Origin of the sequence: Streptomyces sp. R-07, from assembly GCF_049913175.1 — a bacterium.
GTDB lineage: Bacteria > Actinomycetota > Actinomycetes > Streptomycetales > Streptomycetaceae > Streptomyces.
The window spans coordinates 1,900,144-1,916,433 of sequence record NZ_CP183978.1 but is presented as its reverse complement, the minus strand read 5'-3'; the positions used below and the strand labels follow the sequence as shown (position 1 = coordinate 1,916,433).

The 16,290-nt window shown below is 73.1% G+C and carries 10 protein-coding genes and 1 pseudogene; 5 read left to right on the top strand and 6 right to left on the bottom strand.

Translation table 11 applies throughout. From position 1 onward, the window contains the following. Positions 1–160 precede the first annotated feature (160 nt). The 3 genes from ACN9M0_RS08580 to ACN9M0_RS08570 form a co-directional block, all read right to left on the bottom strand. The gene (locus tag ACN9M0_RS08580) at positions 161–1,045 is read right to left on the bottom strand and encodes a trypsin-like serine protease (RefSeq protein WP_426403381.1); all 885 of its coding nucleotides are present in this window, start codon (positions 1,043–1,045) and stop codon (positions 161–163) included. Between the two features lie 316 nt (positions 1,046–1,361). Further along, positions 1,362–1,865 (bottom strand): PaaI family thioesterase, encoded by a 504-nt coding sequence (locus ACN9M0_RS08575; RefSeq protein ID WP_426403380.1) that lies wholly within the window; start codon positions 1,863–1,865, stop codon positions 1,362–1,364. 75 nt (positions 1,866–1,940) lie between these two features. Then, positions 1,941–4,223 carry an FdhF/YdeP family oxidoreductase gene (locus tag ACN9M0_RS08570; RefSeq protein WP_426403379.1) on the bottom strand — a complete coding sequence of 761 codons (2,283 nt, stop codon included), beginning with the start codon at positions 4,221–4,223 and terminating at the stop codon, positions 1,941–1,943. 122 nt (positions 4,224–4,345) lie between these two features. Between ACN9M0_RS08570 and polA the strand changes: the two genes are divergently transcribed. Next, positions 4,346–7,057 (top strand): DNA polymerase I, encoded by a 2,712-nt coding sequence (gene polA / locus ACN9M0_RS08565; protein WP_426403378.1) that lies wholly within the window; start codon positions 4,346–4,348, stop codon positions 7,055–7,057. Between the two features lie 226 nt (positions 7,058–7,283). Then, positions 7,284–7,940, top strand: a pseudogene (locus ACN9M0_RS08560) (serine hydrolase); the annotation flags it as partial. A gap of 325 nt (positions 7,941–8,265) precedes the next feature. Here ACN9M0_RS08560 and ACN9M0_RS08555 read toward each other — a convergent pair. After that, positions 8,266–9,162 carry a DUF4184 family protein gene (locus tag ACN9M0_RS08555; RefSeq protein WP_366037185.1) on the bottom strand — a complete coding sequence of 299 codons (897 nt, stop codon included), beginning with the start codon at positions 9,160–9,162 and terminating at the stop codon, positions 8,266–8,268. A 240-nt stretch (positions 9,163–9,402) separates the two neighbouring features. On the opposite strand from ACN9M0_RS08555, the gene ACN9M0_RS08550 reads away from it, so the two are divergent. From ACN9M0_RS08550 to ACN9M0_RS08540, 3 genes are all read left to right on the top strand, one after another. Beyond that, positions 9,403–11,208: a lytic transglycosylase domain-containing protein gene (locus tag ACN9M0_RS08550; RefSeq protein WP_426403377.1), complete on the top strand. Its 1,806-nt coding sequence runs from the start codon at positions 9,403–9,405 to the stop codon at positions 11,206–11,208. 167 nt (positions 11,209–11,375) lie between these two features. After that, positions 11,376–11,516 carry an SPW_0924 family protein gene (locus ACN9M0_RS08545; protein WP_351180940.1) on the top strand — a complete coding sequence of 47 codons (141 nt, stop codon included), beginning with the start codon at positions 11,376–11,378 and terminating at the stop codon, positions 11,514–11,516. Between the two features lie 10 nt (positions 11,517–11,526). Beyond that, positions 11,527–12,522, top strand: coding sequence for a DUF3068 domain-containing protein (locus ACN9M0_RS08540; protein WP_366037188.1), 996 nt, complete (start codon positions 11,527–11,529; stop codon positions 12,520–12,522). Here the strand turns inward: ACN9M0_RS08540 and hrpB are convergent. Together hrpB and ACN9M0_RS08530 are read right to left on the bottom strand one after the other, a co-directional pair. Next, positions 12,506–15,049, bottom strand: coding sequence for an ATP-dependent helicase HrpB (hrpB, locus tag ACN9M0_RS08535; protein ID WP_399696415.1), 2,544 nt, complete (start codon positions 15,047–15,049; stop codon positions 12,506–12,508). The genes ACN9M0_RS08540 and hrpB overlap by 17 nt on opposite strands. 102 nt (positions 15,050–15,151) lie before the next feature. Beyond that, positions 15,152–15,991 (bottom strand): class I SAM-dependent methyltransferase, encoded by an 840-nt coding sequence (locus tag ACN9M0_RS08530; RefSeq protein WP_426403376.1) that lies wholly within the window; start codon positions 15,989–15,991, stop codon positions 15,152–15,154. Positions 15,992–16,290 lie beyond the last annotated feature (299 nt).

Here is a 16,290-nt window from a genome sequence, read left to right as displayed (position 1 = left end):
TCCGCTCAGCGGACTCTCCGGATATCGGACAGTGGCAGAAACCTGAGCGGACGGAGCGGCTCGGTCCGACCCCCTGTCCCACCCCGCGAGAAGATCACTCAGCGTGACGAGAAGTGGGGTGGGACGTGGACGCAGGGTGGGCGGAGCCGCCGCCGGGAGATCAGGGAAGGCGGACGTACGACTTCAGGAAGTCACGCGCACCGGGAGTGTCCAGGCGGTAGGCCACATTGGTCGCGTAGCAGGGCGTGTCGCCGGTGATCGTGGTGGCCGCGAGCGTCAGCTTCCCGTTCAGCGTCGCGAAGTTGGGGCCGCCCGAGTCGCCGTAGCACGCGCCGCCGTTCCCCTGGGGCGCGGTCATCGCGAGCCGGACCCAGGCGCTGTTGAGCGCGTCGAAGGAGACGGGTGCCTTCATGCGGACACCGCCGCCCGGGTGCGTCTGGCCGCCGGGGCCGCGCGCGGCCTCCTCGGTGCCGTAACCGGCGACCAGGAAGGAGGTGTCGTCCAGTCCCTGCGGGCCGAGCGCGTCGAGGGCGCCCGCGCGGGGGAGGGTGGCCGGGGTGAAGGACCAGCGGGCCTTCACGGCGGCGGCGGGCAGCTCGATCACCGAGATGTCATGGGTGTCGGAGGCCGGGCCGGGGTAGGCGGGGTGGCTGTGGGCGGTGCCCTCGACGGCCACGCTCCGGGCCACCGCGGCGGGGTCGCCCGGGTGCTCGGCGGCCGCCCGGTCCAGGCCGGTCTGGACGTCCTGGTCGAGGGAGACGTAGAAGCGGACGTTCGCCGGCCAGTCCGTCGTGCAGTGGGCGGCGGTCAGGAAGGTGTCGGCGTCGACCATGGTGCCGGAGCAGACCCAGTCGACGCGGTCCGGGGTCGCCGGGTCGTCGTCGTTGTCCCAGGTCGCGACGAGCGCGCCGACCTCGGTGCGCTCGGGGGCGGGGGTCGCGTTGTACGAGTTGATCGCCGTGGCCGGGATCGCGGTGGCGAGAACGGCGGCGCAGGCGGCGGCGGTGACGGCGGTCAACGCGGAGGTGGTGCGAACGGCGGTCACGAAGAACCCCTCGGTGTGTGAGTGGATCGGGTGTTCTCCTGTGGGGGAGGTTCGCCAGTGAAGCGGGTGTGTCGACGTGGGGCAAGAGGGCCGCACGGTACGGGAGTTGGTTCGTGAGGGGCGGCTCGGGCGCGCCGCAGGAAGTTGATCCGTGAGGGTCGGCGCGGGCACGCCGGTGGGGCCGGCCGGGCCGGCGGACGCGGACCCGGATGTTCCGGCAGAGGTGGGTCCGGACGTTCCGGCGGGAATCCGCCCGGACGCGCCGACGGGGGCGGCACGCTTTCGCGCGCCGCCCCCGTCGAGGGGTCCGGTGACCTCAGGAGCCGTTCGGCCGCCCCGCCTGCGGCAGGCTGCCCGCGTCCTTCGCGTCGATCTCGCGCAGCAGGCAGGTCAGCCGCGCCGAGCAGACCCGCTTGCCCTGCTCGTCGCTGATCACGATCTCGTACGTGGCGGTCGTCCGCCCGCGGTGGACCGGGGTCGCCACGCCGGTCACCAGACCGCTGCGCACGCCGCGGTGATGGGTGCAGTTGAGGTCGACGCCCACGGCGATCTTCGAGATCCCGCCGTGCAGCATCGAGCCGACGGAGCCCAGCGTCTCGGCGAGCACCGCCGACGCGCCGCCGTGCAGCAGCCCGTACGGCTGGGTGTTGCCCTCCACCGGCATGGTGCCCACGACCCGCTCGGCCGAGGCCTCCACGATCTGCACACCCATCCGGTTCCCGAGGTGCCCGGCCGAGAAGAGCGCCGGGAGGTCGACGCCCAGCGCCGCGTACTCGTCGATGACCTCCTGCGGGAACTTCACGTGCTGCTGCTCACCCATGGGCCGGCTCCGTTCGTCTTCGTACGGCTGCTGATCTGTCGGCGATCTGCCTGCTGATCGCGCCTGAGCAAACGCTTAGGCGGACTGTGATTGTTCCAGACGCACGATCACGGACTTGCTGGCGGGGGTGTTGCTGACGTCCGCCGTCGACTCCAGCGGGACCAGGACGTTCGTCTCCGGGTAGTAGGCCGCCGCGCAGCCCCGGGACGTCGGGTAGTGCACCACCCGGAAGCCGGGCGCCCGCCGCTCGGTCCCGTCCGTCCACTCGCTCACCAGATCCGTGTACGCCCCGTCCGCGAGGCCGAACGCCGCCGCGTCCTCGGGGTGCACGAGCACGACCCGGCGGCCGCCCTTGATCCCCCGGTAGCGGTCGTCCAGGCCGTAGATCGTGGTGTTGTACTGGTCGTGCGAGCGCAGCGTCTGCAGCAGCAGCCGGCCCTCGGGCACCCTCGGGTACTCGACGGGGGCGGCCGTGAAGTTGGCCTTGCCGGTCTTCGTGGGGAAGCGGCGCTCGTCGCGCGGGCCGTGCGGCAGCCCGAAGCCGCCCGGGTTCGCCGCGAGGCGGGCGTTGAAGTCCTCGAACCCCGGCACCACGCGCGCGATGCGGTCCCGGATCGTGGCGTAGTCCGCCTCGAACTCCTCCCAGGGCGTGGCCGATCCGTCGCCGAGCACGGCACGGGCCAGCCGCGCCACGATCGCCGGCTCCGACAGCAGGTGCGGGCTCGCCGGCGGCAGGTTGCCCCGGGAGGCGTGCACCAGACTCATCGAGTCCTCGACCGTCACGAACTGGCGGCCGCTCGCCTGCACGTCCTTGTCGGTGCGGCCGAGCGTCGGCAGGATCAGCGCGCGCGTGCCCGTCACCGCGTGCGAGCGGTTCAGCTTCGTCGAGACGTGAACGGTCAGGCGCGCGTTCCGCATCGCCGCCTCCGTCACGTCCGTGTCGGGCGTCGCCCCCACGAAGTTGCCGCCCATGGCGAAGAACACCTTCGCCTCGCCGTCGCGCAGCGCCTGGATCGAGCGCACCACGTCGAAACCGTGATGGCGCGGCGAGACGATCCCGAACTCCTTGTCCAGGGCGTCGAGGAAGGCGGGCGCGGGACGCTCGAAGATGCCCATCGTGCGGTCGCCCTGCACGTTCGAATGGCCGCGCACCGGGCACACGCCGGCGCCCGGACGGCCGATGTTCCCGCGCAGCAGCAGGAAGTTGACCACCTCGCGGATGGTCGGCACGGAGTGCTTGTGCTGGGTGAGGCCCATCGCCCAGCAGACGATCGTCCGCTCCGAGGCGAGCACCATCTCCAGCGCCCGCTCGATCTCGGAGCGGTCGAGGCCGGTCGCGGCGAGCGTCTCGTCCCAGTCGGCCGCCTTCGCCGCCGCCGTGAACTCCTCGTACCCGTGGGTGTGTTCGCGTACGAACTCCTCGTCGACCGCCCCGGCCGTCTCCAGGACCAGCTTGTTCAGGAGCCGGAAGAGGGCCTGGTCGCCGCCGATCCGGATCTGGAGGAAGAGATCGGTCAGCGCCGCGCCCTTGAGCATGCCCTGCGGGGTCTGCGGGTTCTTGAACCGCTCCAGACCCGCCTCCGGCAGCGGGTTCACCGAGATGATCCGCGCGCCGGACTCCTTCGCCTTCTCCAGGGCCGAGAGCATGCGCGGATGGTTCGTCCCCGGGTTCTGCCCGGCCACGATGATCAGGTCCGCGCGGTGCAGGTCCTCCAGGGACACACTGCCCTTGCCGATGCCGATCGTCTCCGTCAGCGCCGACCCCGAGGACTCGTGGCACATGTTGGAACAGTCCGGCAGGTTGTTCGTGCCGAACTCGCGCGCGAAGAGCTGCAGCAGGAACGCCGCCTCGTTGCTCGTCCGCCCCGAGGTGTAGAAGAGCGCCTCGTCGGGGGAGGCCAGGGCCCGCAGCTCCTCCGCGATGATCGCGAACGCCCGCTCCCAGGTCACCGGCTCGTACCGCTCGCCGCCCTCAGGCAGGAGCATCGGCTGCGTGATCCGGCCCTGCTGGCCCAGCCAGTACCCGCTGCGGGTCGCCAGGTCCGCCACCGGGTGCGCCGCGAAGAACTCCGGGGTCACCCGCCGCAGCGTCGCCTCCTCGGCGACCGCCTTCGCGCCGTTCTCGCAGAACTCCGCCACATGCCGCTTGTCGCCCTCCGGCCAGGCGCAGCCGGGACAGTCGAAGCCGTCCTTCTGATTGACCTTGAGCAGGGTCCGCGCGGTGCGCCGCAGACCCATCTGCTCCTGCGCGATCCGCAGCGTGTGCCCGATGGCGGGCAGGCCGGCTGCGGCGTGCTGCGGCGGCGTGACCTGCGGTGCGTCCTGGACCGGGTCACCGGCCGGCGGCTTGCTGACCATCGCGCTCTCCCTTGAGCGGTATACCTGCGGCGTACGTCTCCGATCCTGTCACGCGGCACCGACAGCCCGGCACCCCGGCCGCTGTGGACGGGATTGTCAGCGGGCCGTGGCAGGATCGTCGTGTGGCCGAGACAGCATCGAAGAACCCCGCAGACACCCGCCCCCGCCTGCTCCTCATGGACGGGCACTCGCTCGCGTACCGGGCGTTCTACGCGCTGCCCGCGGAGAACTTCACCACCGCGACCGGACAGCCGACGAACGCGATCTACGGGTTCGCCTCGATGCTGGCGAACACGCTGCGCGACGAGGCGCCCACGCACTTCGCGGTCGCCTTCGACGTGTCCCGCAAGACCTGGCGGTCCGAGGAGTTCCCGGAGTACAAGGCGAACCGCTCCAAGACCCCCGATGAGTTCAAGGGGCAGGTCGAGCTGATCGGCGAACTCCTCGACGCGATGAACGCGCCGCGGTTCGCCGTCGACGGCTTCGAGGCCGACGACGTCATCGCGACCCTCGCCACCCAGGCCGAGGCCGCCGGGTTCGAGGTCCTGATCGTCACCGGCGACCGGGACTCCTTCCAGCTGGTCTCCGACCACACCACCGTGCTCTACCCGACCAAGGGCGTCTCCGAGCTCACCCGCTTCACCCCGGAGAAGGTCCAGGAGAAGTACGGCCTCACGCCCTCGCAGTACCCCGACTTCGCGGCCCTGCGCGGCGACCCGTCGGACAACCTGCCCGGCATCCCCGGCGTCGGCGAGAAGACCGCCGCCAAGTGGATCAACCAGTTCGGCTCCTTCGACGAACTCGTCGCGCGCGCCGAGGAGGTCAAGGGCAAGGCCGGCCAGAACTTCCGCGACCACCTGGAGTCGGTCAAGCTCAACCACCGCCTGACCGCGATGGTCACGGACGTCGAGCTGCCGAAGACCGTCACGGACCTCGCCCGCGAGCCGTACGACCGCACGGCCGTCGCCCTCGTCCTCGACACCCTGGAGATCCGCAACCCCTCGCTGCGCGAGCGCCTCCTCGCCGTCGACCCGGGCGCCGCCGAGGAGGCCGCGCCCGCCCCCGCCGCGGGCGTCGAGCTCGACTTCACCGTCCTCGGCGCCGGCGAGCTCGCCCCCTGGCTCGCCGAGCACGCCACCGAGCCCCTCGGCATCGCCACCGTCGACAGCTGGGCCCTCGGCACCGGGAACGTCAGCGAGGTCGCCCTCGCCGCCGCCGGGGGAGCCGCCGCCTGGTTCGACCCCAGCACGCTCGACGAGGCCGACGAGCAGGCCTGGGCCGCCTGGATCTCCGACCCCGACCGCCCGAAGGTCATGCACAACGCCAAGGGCGCCATGCGGGTCTTCCCCGAGCACGGCTGGAGCATCGCGGGCGTCACCATGGACACCGCCCTCGCCGCCTACCTGGTCAAGCCCGGCCGGCGCTCCTTCGCCCTCGACGCCCTCACCGTCGAGTACCTCGGCCGCGAGCTCGCCCCGGCGGCCGCCGCCGACGGCCAGCTCGCCTTCGGCGCCGACGACACCGCCGAGGCCGAGGCCCTCATGAGCCAGGCGCGGGCCGTCCTCGACCTCGGCGGGGCCTTCGACGAGCGGCTCGGCGAGGTCGGCGCCCGCGAGCTCCTCCACGACGTCGAGCTCCCCACCTCCGTCCTCCTCGCCCGCCTTGAGCGGCACGGCATCGCCGCCGACCGCGACCACCTGGAGGCCATGGAGCAGCAGTTCGCCGGCGCCGTCCAGCAGGCCGTGAAGGAGGCCCACGCCTCCGTCGGCCACGAGTTCAACCTCGGCTCGCCCAAGCAGCTCCAGGAGGTCTTCTTCGGCGAGCTGAACCTCCCGAAGACCAAGAAGACCAAGACCGGGTACACGACGGACGCCGACGCGCTCGCCTGGCTGGCCGGCCAGACCGAGCACGACCTGCCCGTGATCATGCTCCGCCACCGCGAGCAGGCCCGGCTGCGCTCCACCGTCGAGGGCCTCATCAAGACGGTCGCGGCGGACGGCCGCATCCACACCACCTTCAGCCAGACGGTCGCGGCGACCGGCCGCCTCTCCTCCACCGACCCGAACCTGCAGAACGTGCCGGTGCGGACGGACGAGGGCCGGGCCATCCGGCACGGCTTCGTCGTCGGCGAGGGCTTCGAGGCCCTCATGACCGCCGACTACAGCCAGATCGAGCTGCGCGTCATGGCCCACCTCTCCGAGGACGAGGGCCTCATCGAGGCCTTCACCTCCGGCGAGGACCTGCACACCACCGTCGCCTCCCAGGTCTTCGGCGTCGAGCGGTCAGCCGTTGACGCGGAGATGCGCCGCAAGATCAAGGCCATGTCGTACGGCCTGGCCTACGGCCTGTCGGCGTTCGGCCTCTCGCAGCAGCTGAACATCGACCCGGGCGAGGCCCGCGGCCTGATGGACACCTACTTCGAGCGCTTCGGCGGGGTACGGGACTACCTGCGCCGCGTCGTCGACGAGGCCCGCGCCACCGGGTACACCGAGACGATGCTGGGCCGCCGCCGCTACCTCCCCGACCTCAACAGCGACAACCGGCAGCGCCGCGAGGCCGCCGAGCGGATGGCGCTCAACGCCCCCATCCAGGGCACGGCCGCCGACATCGTCAAGGTCGCCATGCTGAACGTCGACCGGGCACTGACGGAGGCCGGCCTCGCCTCGCGGATGCTCCTCCAGGTCCACGACGAAATCGTGCTCGAACTCGCCCCCGGCGAGCGCGAGCAGGTCGAGGCCCTGGTCCGCGAGCAGATGTCGGCCGCCGCCGACCTCCGAGCGCCCCTGGACGTCTCGGTAGGCGTAGGCCCGAACTGGGACTCGGCAGCCCACTGACACCAGCCGCGCCCACCCGTTGTGGGCATACGTTCTGCAGGGGCGGAACGGGTGGACACAACGGACGGCGCCCTCTGCCGGGCTTTGGCTCCCGCGCCTGAACCCGCACCCCAGGTGCGGGCCAAGGCACGGGGCCGGAACGGCAGTGCGGGACCGGCCCGGCGGGGTGCGCCAGGTGGACCAGTCAAGGGGCGGCCGGGCGGCACGGCTCCCGAAACTGGGGAGCATGATCCGCCGCCGCCCCCACCTCCCCGCCTGCGCCCTCCTCGGCGCCCTCCTCGGCGCGTCCGGCACCGCCTGGCCCTCGCCCGCCGAGGCCCACCGGGCAACCGCACTCTGCACGTCGACCCGCGAGCCGACCCTCGCCGCCCGCCTGTCCCAGGACATCGCGTCGGTGCTCAAGGGCCGCGAGGGCACGGTCTCCGTCGCGGTCCACGACCCGGGGCGCGGACTGCGCTGCCGGCTGGCCGACACCCTCGCGTACGACTCCGCCAGCATCGCCAAGGTCCTGATCATGCAGGCCGTCCTCGGGCGGGCGGAGGAGCTCGGCCGCGCGCCCACCCGGCTGGAGGCGCGGCGGCTGAAGGCGATGATCACCCGCTCCGACAACGCGGCCGCGAGCGATCTGTGGGACGGACTGTCCCGGGCCCGGCTGAACAGGGTGCTGCGGGAGGCCGGGGCCCAGGACACCGTCCTCGGCCACGACCGCTACTGGGGTCTCACCCGCACCACCGCACGCGACCAACTCGCCCTCCTCGCCGCGGTCTCCCGCCGCACCGAGGCCCTCTCGCTGATGGGGCAGGTCGTCCGCGAGCAGGCCTGGGGCGTCACCGCGGGCGCGCCCCGCACGGTCAAGGTCCACCTCAAGAACGGCTGGCTGCCCCGCGCGACCCACGCCTGGCGCGTCCACAGCATCGGCATCGCACGCCCGGCGCCACACGCGACAGGCACGGGCACAGGTACAGGCGCGGGCACGGGCACGAACCCGGGTACGGACACCGGCACGGGTACCCGCCCGGGTAGGAGTACGAGTACGGGCACGAACGCGAGCACGGGCAGCCCCGCCGTCGACTACCGGATCGCCCTCCTGAGCCACGACAACCCCACCATGAGGTACGGCGTCCGCACTCTGGAGAGCATCGCCCTCGTCGTGCACCGCAGACTCTCCGGCGGCGCGGCGGCCCGCGACTTCACCCCGCCGGAGAAGATCAGTGAGATCCCTGACGGGAGCGCTCCGGCAGAGGAGTGGGGTCCGGACGGTCCTGGGGAAGAGCCGTGGCCGGGGTCGTCCGGGCCCGCGGCGGTCCGAGGAGCCGTGCCCCCGTCCCGTACAGCACGAGCCCGACGGCGAGCCCCGCGCCGGCGCCGAAGCAGGCCGTCGGAATGACGTCGAGGGGCGTCTCGATCCGGTCCCAGCCCCAGTACGCGGCCCAGCGCAGCACCCGGTGGGCGACACCGGCGAGGACGCAGCCGCCGAGCAGCCCGGCGGCGAGGAGCCGCCCGCGCCGGCCCGGGACCGGGACCCGGTCGGGCAGCTCCACCTCCGGGTCGGAGGAGCGCAGCGCCCGCACCGCGCTCCAGCCGAGGATTCCGAGGGCCAGCGCCGAACCCCCGTACTGCGCGTAGAGATAGACCGGGAACCCGGCCACGATCTCGCCGAGGAACGGGATCGCGCGGGTGCCCCAGCGGTCGAGGTGGGTGAAGGAGTCCCACACCACGTGGGTCGTGGCGCCGAGGATCGCAGAGAGGCAGAACCACCCGGCGAGCGCGGCCGGGTGCCGGTCCCGCCACGGGCGGCCCCGGACGAGCCCGTACACCCGGCCGCGCCACCGGGCGGGCAGCAGCGCGACGAGCGGTTCGCGCACGGTCAGCCACAGGGCCACGAGCGCGGCGGTGATCAGTACGTCGGCCGTGACGATCCCGACGGGGGAGTGGGTGACGTCCCCGAGGACCATCGCCCCGGGGAACGCGGTCGCGGCGAAGTAGGTCATGTCGGGTGAGAAGGACCCGGCGACGAGGGCGGACGCGACCAGCGGTCCGCGCGCGGTCCCGTTCCGGCGCAGCGCGGGCAGCACGGCGGCGGCGTGGCTCAGCGTGAACGGCAACGGGAGTTCCCCCAGGGTCCGGTGGTGACGGCGGCCGGAGTGCGTGGCCGGCCGGAGTGCAAGAGGGCAGGGACGCTCCGGTCGGTTCCCGGACCCACCTTGTCGGCACGCGGCCAAGAGGTGACGAAACCGTGAAACACGGTCAGGGGCCGGTGTCCGGTGGTCCGGAGTTGGCATAGGGTCGCCAGAGGTCTCACGCGGGGAGCGTGGGACCGCGTCGATGGGGAGGGGACGACGGATATGGCAGCGCACATCGGCCGCCGACTGCGCAAGGGGGCCACCAGTGGTGCGGTGGTGGCCGCGGCGGTCGCCGCGCTCGCCGCCTCGCAGGCGCCGGAGATGATCCCGCCGGCCGCGGACAACGCCGGCGGCGACCACGCCATCGGCGCCGGTGACACGGCTTCGCCGTCCGGAGACGGCTCCGCGACGGGCGATTCCCCGTACTACACGGAGCTGCCGCCGCTCAACACGCCGAACAAGCCCGGGGCGAGCACCAATCTGCCGGTGATCACCGGCCCGGCCGAGGCCGGCATACCCGCGTCCGTCTACTCCGCCTACAAGCGGGCCGAGCTGTCGATACGCTCGACCGACCCCGCTTGCAACCTGCCGTGGCAGCTGCTCGCGGGCATCGGCAAGGTCGAGTCCGGTCAGGCGAACGGCGGCAGGGTCGACGCCAACGGCACGACCCTCTCGCCGATCCTCGGCCCGGTCCTCAACGGTGCCGGCTTCGCGAACATCACCGACACCGACGACGGCGCCTTCGACGGCGACAAGACGCACGACCGGGCCGTCGGCCCGATGCAGTTCATCCCGTCCACCTGGGCCATGTGGGGCCAGGACGCCAACAGCGACGGGAAGAAGGACCCGAACAACATCTACGACGCGGCGCAGGCCGCCGGCCTCTACCTCTGCGCGAACGACCGCAACCTCGCGCTCAAGGCCGACCTCGACCGGGCGATCCTCAGCTACAACCGCTCGACGGAGTACCTGAACCTGGTCATGTCCTGGGTCACGTACTACCAGCGCGGCACCCACCAGATCCCGGACGGCACGGGCGCGCTGCCGGTCGACCGCAGCGACGGCGGCAGGGGCGACCGCCACCGTCCCACGACGCCGCCCCCGACCGTCCCCACGACTCCGCCGCCGACGCAGGGCACCAAGACGCCGAAGCCGTCGGAGACCGGCACCGGGACGGCCAAGCCGCCGACCGTTCCGAGCAAGCCCCCGGCCACCGCGCCGGTGAAGCCGCCCACCGTCCCGGCGGCCGCCAAGGTCGCACGGCTCGCGATCGTGGCCAACGAGAAGCTGACAACGACCACCGGCAGCGCCTTCACGGGCGCCCCCCGGGTCGCGGCGCTCGACGTCTCGGGCAAGCCCGTCGCCGGTGTGAGCATCCGCTTCGAGATCACCGGCTCCACCGACACCCGTTTCGCCGGCGGCGGGACGACCGCCACCGTCACCACCGGTTCGACCGGTCTCGCCTCCTCTCCCGCCCTCCGGGCCGGCGAGAAGACGGGATCCTTCACGGTGCGGGCCACCGTCGTGGGCCGGACCCTGGACGCGGCCGACTTCGCCGCGACCGTCACGGAGCGTCAGGCGGACACCCTCACCCGGGTGGCCGGCGACCCCCTGTCCGCCACCACCGGTACCTCCTTCGCCCAGCAGATCCAGGTGAAGGCCACCGACAACGGCTCCCTCGCCCCGGGCGTGGCCGTCGCCGCGGTGATCGTCACCTCGAAGACGGACCCCAAGGAGAGCACCGGGGGCCCGTCCTTCAAGAGCGCGGACGGCACCACGGTCCGTACCGTCACCCTGAGGACCGGTACGGACGGACTGCTCACCTTCGAGTCGGGCGCCCTCCTCGCCGGTGACACGGCGGGCACGTTCTACCTCCAGCTGACCGCACCGGGCGGTGGCACCACCTTCATCGACCTGACGGTCACCGCGCCGGCGACGTCGACCCCGGAGCCGACTCCGGAGCCGACGCCCTCCGACAGCGGATCGCCCGAGGCCACCCCCTCGCCCAGCTCCTCCCCTTCGGCCTGACCGACCGCGCCCACGCGCCGCGTTCCTCCGCGCCGTCCTCCCGTCCTCTCCGGACGGGAGGACGGCGCTTCGCGTTACCCGGGTGCAACGTGTTCTCATCTCGCGGCCGCGTTGCTACGGTGCCCCCGCCCTGACGACCTATCAGATCGCATCCCGGGAGGCCGACCATGCGCGCCCTCGTCGCCGCCGCCATCGGACTCGCCCCAGTCCTCCTCTTCGTCCTGCTCCTCTCCGTGGTCGATCTGCCGCCCGACGGCCCCACCTCGCCCAAGCCCCTGCTGACCGCCGATCCCGGCGCCAAGAAGTAAGGGGACGACCGTGCGCCGCCGAGCCAGCCTCGTCCTGCTCGCCCTCGCCGTCTTCTGCGCCGCGATGGCCCCGACCCTGCGCTGGTACGCCTTCCCCCGCCTCGCGAAGATCCCGGCGAACCAGTACCAGGAGACCGTCCTGGAGGCGCGGCCCGCGACCCTCCTCAACTACTCCACGCTCAAGGCGGAGAAGGTCGACAAGATCACGATCATCCAGACCCTCAAGGGGAACGTGGAGGAGTCGCGGCGCATCGAACGCGACGCCGGGCGCGACGTCGTCGTCTGGGACGCCCTCGCCTACGTCACGGGGCCCGACGGCAAGATGGTCTCCAAGGTCCCGGAGCGGTACGTCTTCGACGCCCACACCCAGGACCCCGTCCACGCCACCGGCGAATCGGTCGACGGCGACCCGGTCCGGCGCGAGGGCATCGAGTTCAAGTTCCCCTTCCTGACCGAGAAGCGCGACTACCAGTACTTCGACGCCCAGACCCGCACCGCGGCCCCCATCCACTACAAGGGCACCCGCACCTTCCGCGGCATGGAGGTCTACTACTTCGAGCAGACCATCCCCTGGACCAAGGTCCCCATGCCCAAGGCCATGCCGGTCAAGGGCATCACCCCCAAGATCCTCGCCGACTCGGGCCTCACCCGCTGGTACACGACCAAGCGCATGTTCTGGATCGAGCCGGTCACCGGAGCCCCCGTCAACGGCGAGGAGATCCACAAGGAGGAGCTCCGCAACGCCAAGGCGCTGATGGGGCAGGACACCCTCACCGTCTTCGCGGGGCACGTGAAGATGCGCGAGGACTACCTCGAGAGCGTCGGCGAGCTGGTCTCCTCCAACCGCCTCATGGTCCTCATGCTCGTCTCCTACATCCCGTGGAGCCTCACCGTCCTCGCCCTGGCACTCCTCGCCCTCGCCCTCTGGCTGGAGGCCCGCTCGCGCCGCCCCGAACCGGAGCCGCCCGCCGCCCCCGCCCCGGCCCTCGTCAGCGCTCCCCTCTGAGCCGCGCACTGGTGTGCCGGGTGGGCACCGCCGCGGACGGATCCTCGGGCCACGGGTGCTTCGGGTACCTCCCGCGCAGCTCCGCCCGCACCGCGCGGTAGCCGTCCCGCCAGAACGACGCCAGGTCGGCCGTGACCGCCGCCGGCCGGCCGGCGGGGGAGAGGAGATGGACGAGCACCGGGACCCCCGCCACCCGGGGCGTCTCGGCCAGACCGAACATCTCCTGGAGCTTCACCGCGAGCACCGGCCGCTCACCCCCGTACTCGACCCGTATCCGCGAACCGCTCGGAACCTCGATCCGCTCCGGCGCCAGCTCGTCCAGCCGGACCGCCTCGCCCGAGGCCCACGGCAGCAGCCGCCGCAGCGCCTCCCCGGCGTCGATCCGCCCCAGATCGGCCCGGCGCGACGCCCGGGACAGCTCCGGCTCCAGCCACTCCCCGGCCCGGTCGACCAGCGCCCCGTCCGACACGTCCGGCCAGGGCTCTCCCAGCTCCCGGTGGAGGAAGGCGAGCCGCTCGCGCAGCTCCCCGGCCTCCCGGCGCCACCGCAGCAGCCCGAGCCCCTCGCGCCGCAGGCCTTCGAGCAGCGCCTCCCGCACGAGGGCGGGCTCGGCCGCGGCACCCAGGGGGCGGACCGTCAGCTCGACCGCGCCCAGCCGGTCCACCGACCGCGCGACCACGTCCCCGTCCTCCCAGTGGACCTCCTCGCCGGTACTCCGCAGATGCCCGGCCGCCCGGCACGCCATCGCCTCGTCCACCACCGCCGCGAGCCGCACCCGCGCCGTGGCGTCCCGCGCCGTGCGGTCCGCCACCGCCACCGCGAGCCACGGGCCGGCCCCCAGCCGGGAGCCCTCGGCGAGCCGCGCCCCGCTCCCCGACACCATCAGATAGCCACCCTGCTCCCGGGCCCTGGCCACCCGGTCCGGGAACGCCAGCGCCGTCACCAGACCGGCCACGGCGTCGTCGCCCTCGCTCCCCGCGGCGGCGCCCCCGCCCACCGCCTCCCCGGCCGCCCGCTCCAGGCGGCGCGCCTCCGCCCGCCACCGCGCGCCGTACCCGTCGGAGCCCTGCCGGGCCGCACGCCAGGCCGCCGCCAGATCGTCCCCGTAGTCGCGCGGCGGCTCCTCGACGATCAGCGCCACCACCTCCGCCGCCCGCCGGACCCCCACCTCGGGCGCACCGTCGAGCAGCGCACGCCCCAGCCGGGGATGCAGCCCGAGCCGGGACATCCGCACCCCCCGCTCCGTGGCCCGGCCGGCCCCGTCGACGGCCCCGATCGACCCGAGGACCGCACGGGCCGCCGCCATCGCCCCGACCGGCGGCGCGTCGAGCAGCGCGAGCCCCTCCGCCGTCGGGTCGCCCCAGCAGGCGGCCCGCAGGGCGAAGTCCGCCAGGTCGGCGATCCTGATCTCGGGCGAGGGGAACCGCGCCCGGCTGCCGTCCTCCGCCTCGGCCCAGCAGCGGTACACCACCCCGAAGTCCTCACGCCCCGACCGGCCGGCCCGCTGGGTCGCCGCCGCGGTCGACACCGGCACCGTCGCGAGTGACCCGAGACCGCGGGCGTGATCCGTCCGCGGCTCCCGCGCGAGCCCCGAGTCCACGACGATCCGCACCCCCGGGACCGTCAGGCTCGACTCCGCCACCGACGTCGAGAGCACCACCCGCCGCCGACCGCCCGGCCCGGCACCTCGCAGCACCGCGTCCTGCACCGCCGCGGGCGCCCGCCCGTGCAGCTGGAGCACCTCCGCGTCGACCCCGTCGAGCAGCCCCGCCGTCCGCGCGATCTCCCCCGTGCCCGGCAGGAAACAGAGGACGTCGCCCTCGTGCAGCTCCAGCGCGAGCCGGACCGTCGACGCCACGTGACGCAGCAGCGCCGGATCCACCCAGGTACCGTGCGCGGGCCGGATCCCGGCCGGCGGCGCGGCGAACCTCACCGCGTACCCGTGCCCCTCGCCCTTGCTCCACACGACCGGGGCCGGCCCGCTGCCGTCCAGGACCGTGAGGAGCTGCGCCCAGGCCTCGGCGTCGCTCGTCGCGGAGGCCGCGATCAGCTTCAGCTCCGGCCGCAGCGTCGCCCGGACGTCCACCAGGAAGGCCATGGCCGTGTCGGCGTCGAGATGCCGCTCGTGGCACTCGTCGAGCAGCACCACGTCCACGCCCGCCAGCTCGGGGTCGCGCTGGAGCCGCTGGAGCAGGATGCCCGTGGTCACCACCTCGACCCGGGTCGCGGGGCCGCCCCGCCGCTCGCCGCGCACCGAGAAGCCGACCGTGCCGCCGACCTCCTCGCCGAGCAGCCAGGCCATCCGCCGGGCCGCCGCCCGCACCGCCATCCTCCGCGGCTCGGCCACGAGCACCCGGCGCGCCGGTCCGTCCCCTATGAGTCCCGCGAGCGCCAGCGGTACCAGCGTCGTCTTGCCGGTGCCGGGAGGAGCGGACAGCACCGCCGCGCCGCGCTCCGCGAGCGCGGCGAGCAGCTCGGGGACGGCATGGCGGACGGGAAGACGGTCGAGTGCGTCGTTTCGGATCACGCACTCAGTCTCGTACGCGCCACGGAAAAGGAGGGCCCCGTTGTCCACAGGGCCCTCCATTCATACGACTAATTACGCGTCATGCGACTGATTACGCGAGGGCTAGCCGTCCCGCTCACAGACGAAGACCGCCGTCCCCGGGATGAGGTTCCCCCGCAGCGGGGACCAGCCGCCCCACTCCTGGCTGTTCCAGGCGGGCCACTCCGGCTCGACGAGGTCCACGAGCCGGAAGCCGCCGGCCACCACGTCCCGCACCCGGTCCCCGATGGTCCGGTGGTGCTCCACGTACACGGCCCGCCCCTGATCGTCCTGCTCCACGTACGGCGTGCGGTCGAAGTACGAGGCGGCGACCGACAGGCCCTCCGGTCCGGGCTCGTCCGGGAACGCCCAGCGGATCGGATGCGTCACCGAGAACACCCAGCGACCCCCCGGCCGCAGCACCCGGCGCACCTCACGGAAGACCCGCACCGGGTCGGCGACGAACGGCACCGCGCCGTACGCCGAGCACGCCAGGTCGAAGGAGCCGTCCCGGAAGGGCAGCGCCCCGGCGTCCGCCTCCACCAGCGGCACCTCCCCGCCGATCCGCAGCGCGTGCTGGAGCTGCCGGTGCGAGAGGTCGAGGGCCACCGGCCGCGCCCCCTGCGCCGCCAGCCACCGCGAGCACTGCGCCGCGCCCGCGCCGATCTCCAGGACGTCGAGGCCCTTCAGCGAGGCCGCGGGACCGAGAAGTCCGGCCTCGGCCTCGTCGAGTCCCTCGGGACCCCACACGAACCGGTCGTCGCCCAGGAAGGACCCGTGATCGCTCTGGTACTCGTCGGCGTTCCGGTCCCACCAGCCGCGGCTGGCCCGGCTGCTCTCCGCGTCCCCCGCGTCACGCCGGGTCGCCTCGGCCCCGTCGTCCTCCCCGTCGACCGCGTCTTCGTGTCCGTACTCTTGGTTCATCTCGCCCGCCGATGTAGTTTGCGCTCAGTGCCGACGTGCGGCGGACCCCCGCCGCGAGGGCGCAAGAGGCATGAGTAGTGCCGGAATTGAGTAGATCTACCCCGGGTGCGCGCTTCGCGCATTGACCCTGTCCGGCCGCCCCCGTATGCTAAAGGTTGCGCTGCGGGCCTGCGCGCCTCAGACGGAGCAGGCCGCGCTCGTACCTGTTGTATGTCCCCTCGGTTTTCGAGGTTCCCTGCCGTTCGCGGAAGGGTGCTTCATTGGCTGTCCGGCTTCTTGGTGCGATACGGGCTCTCGGC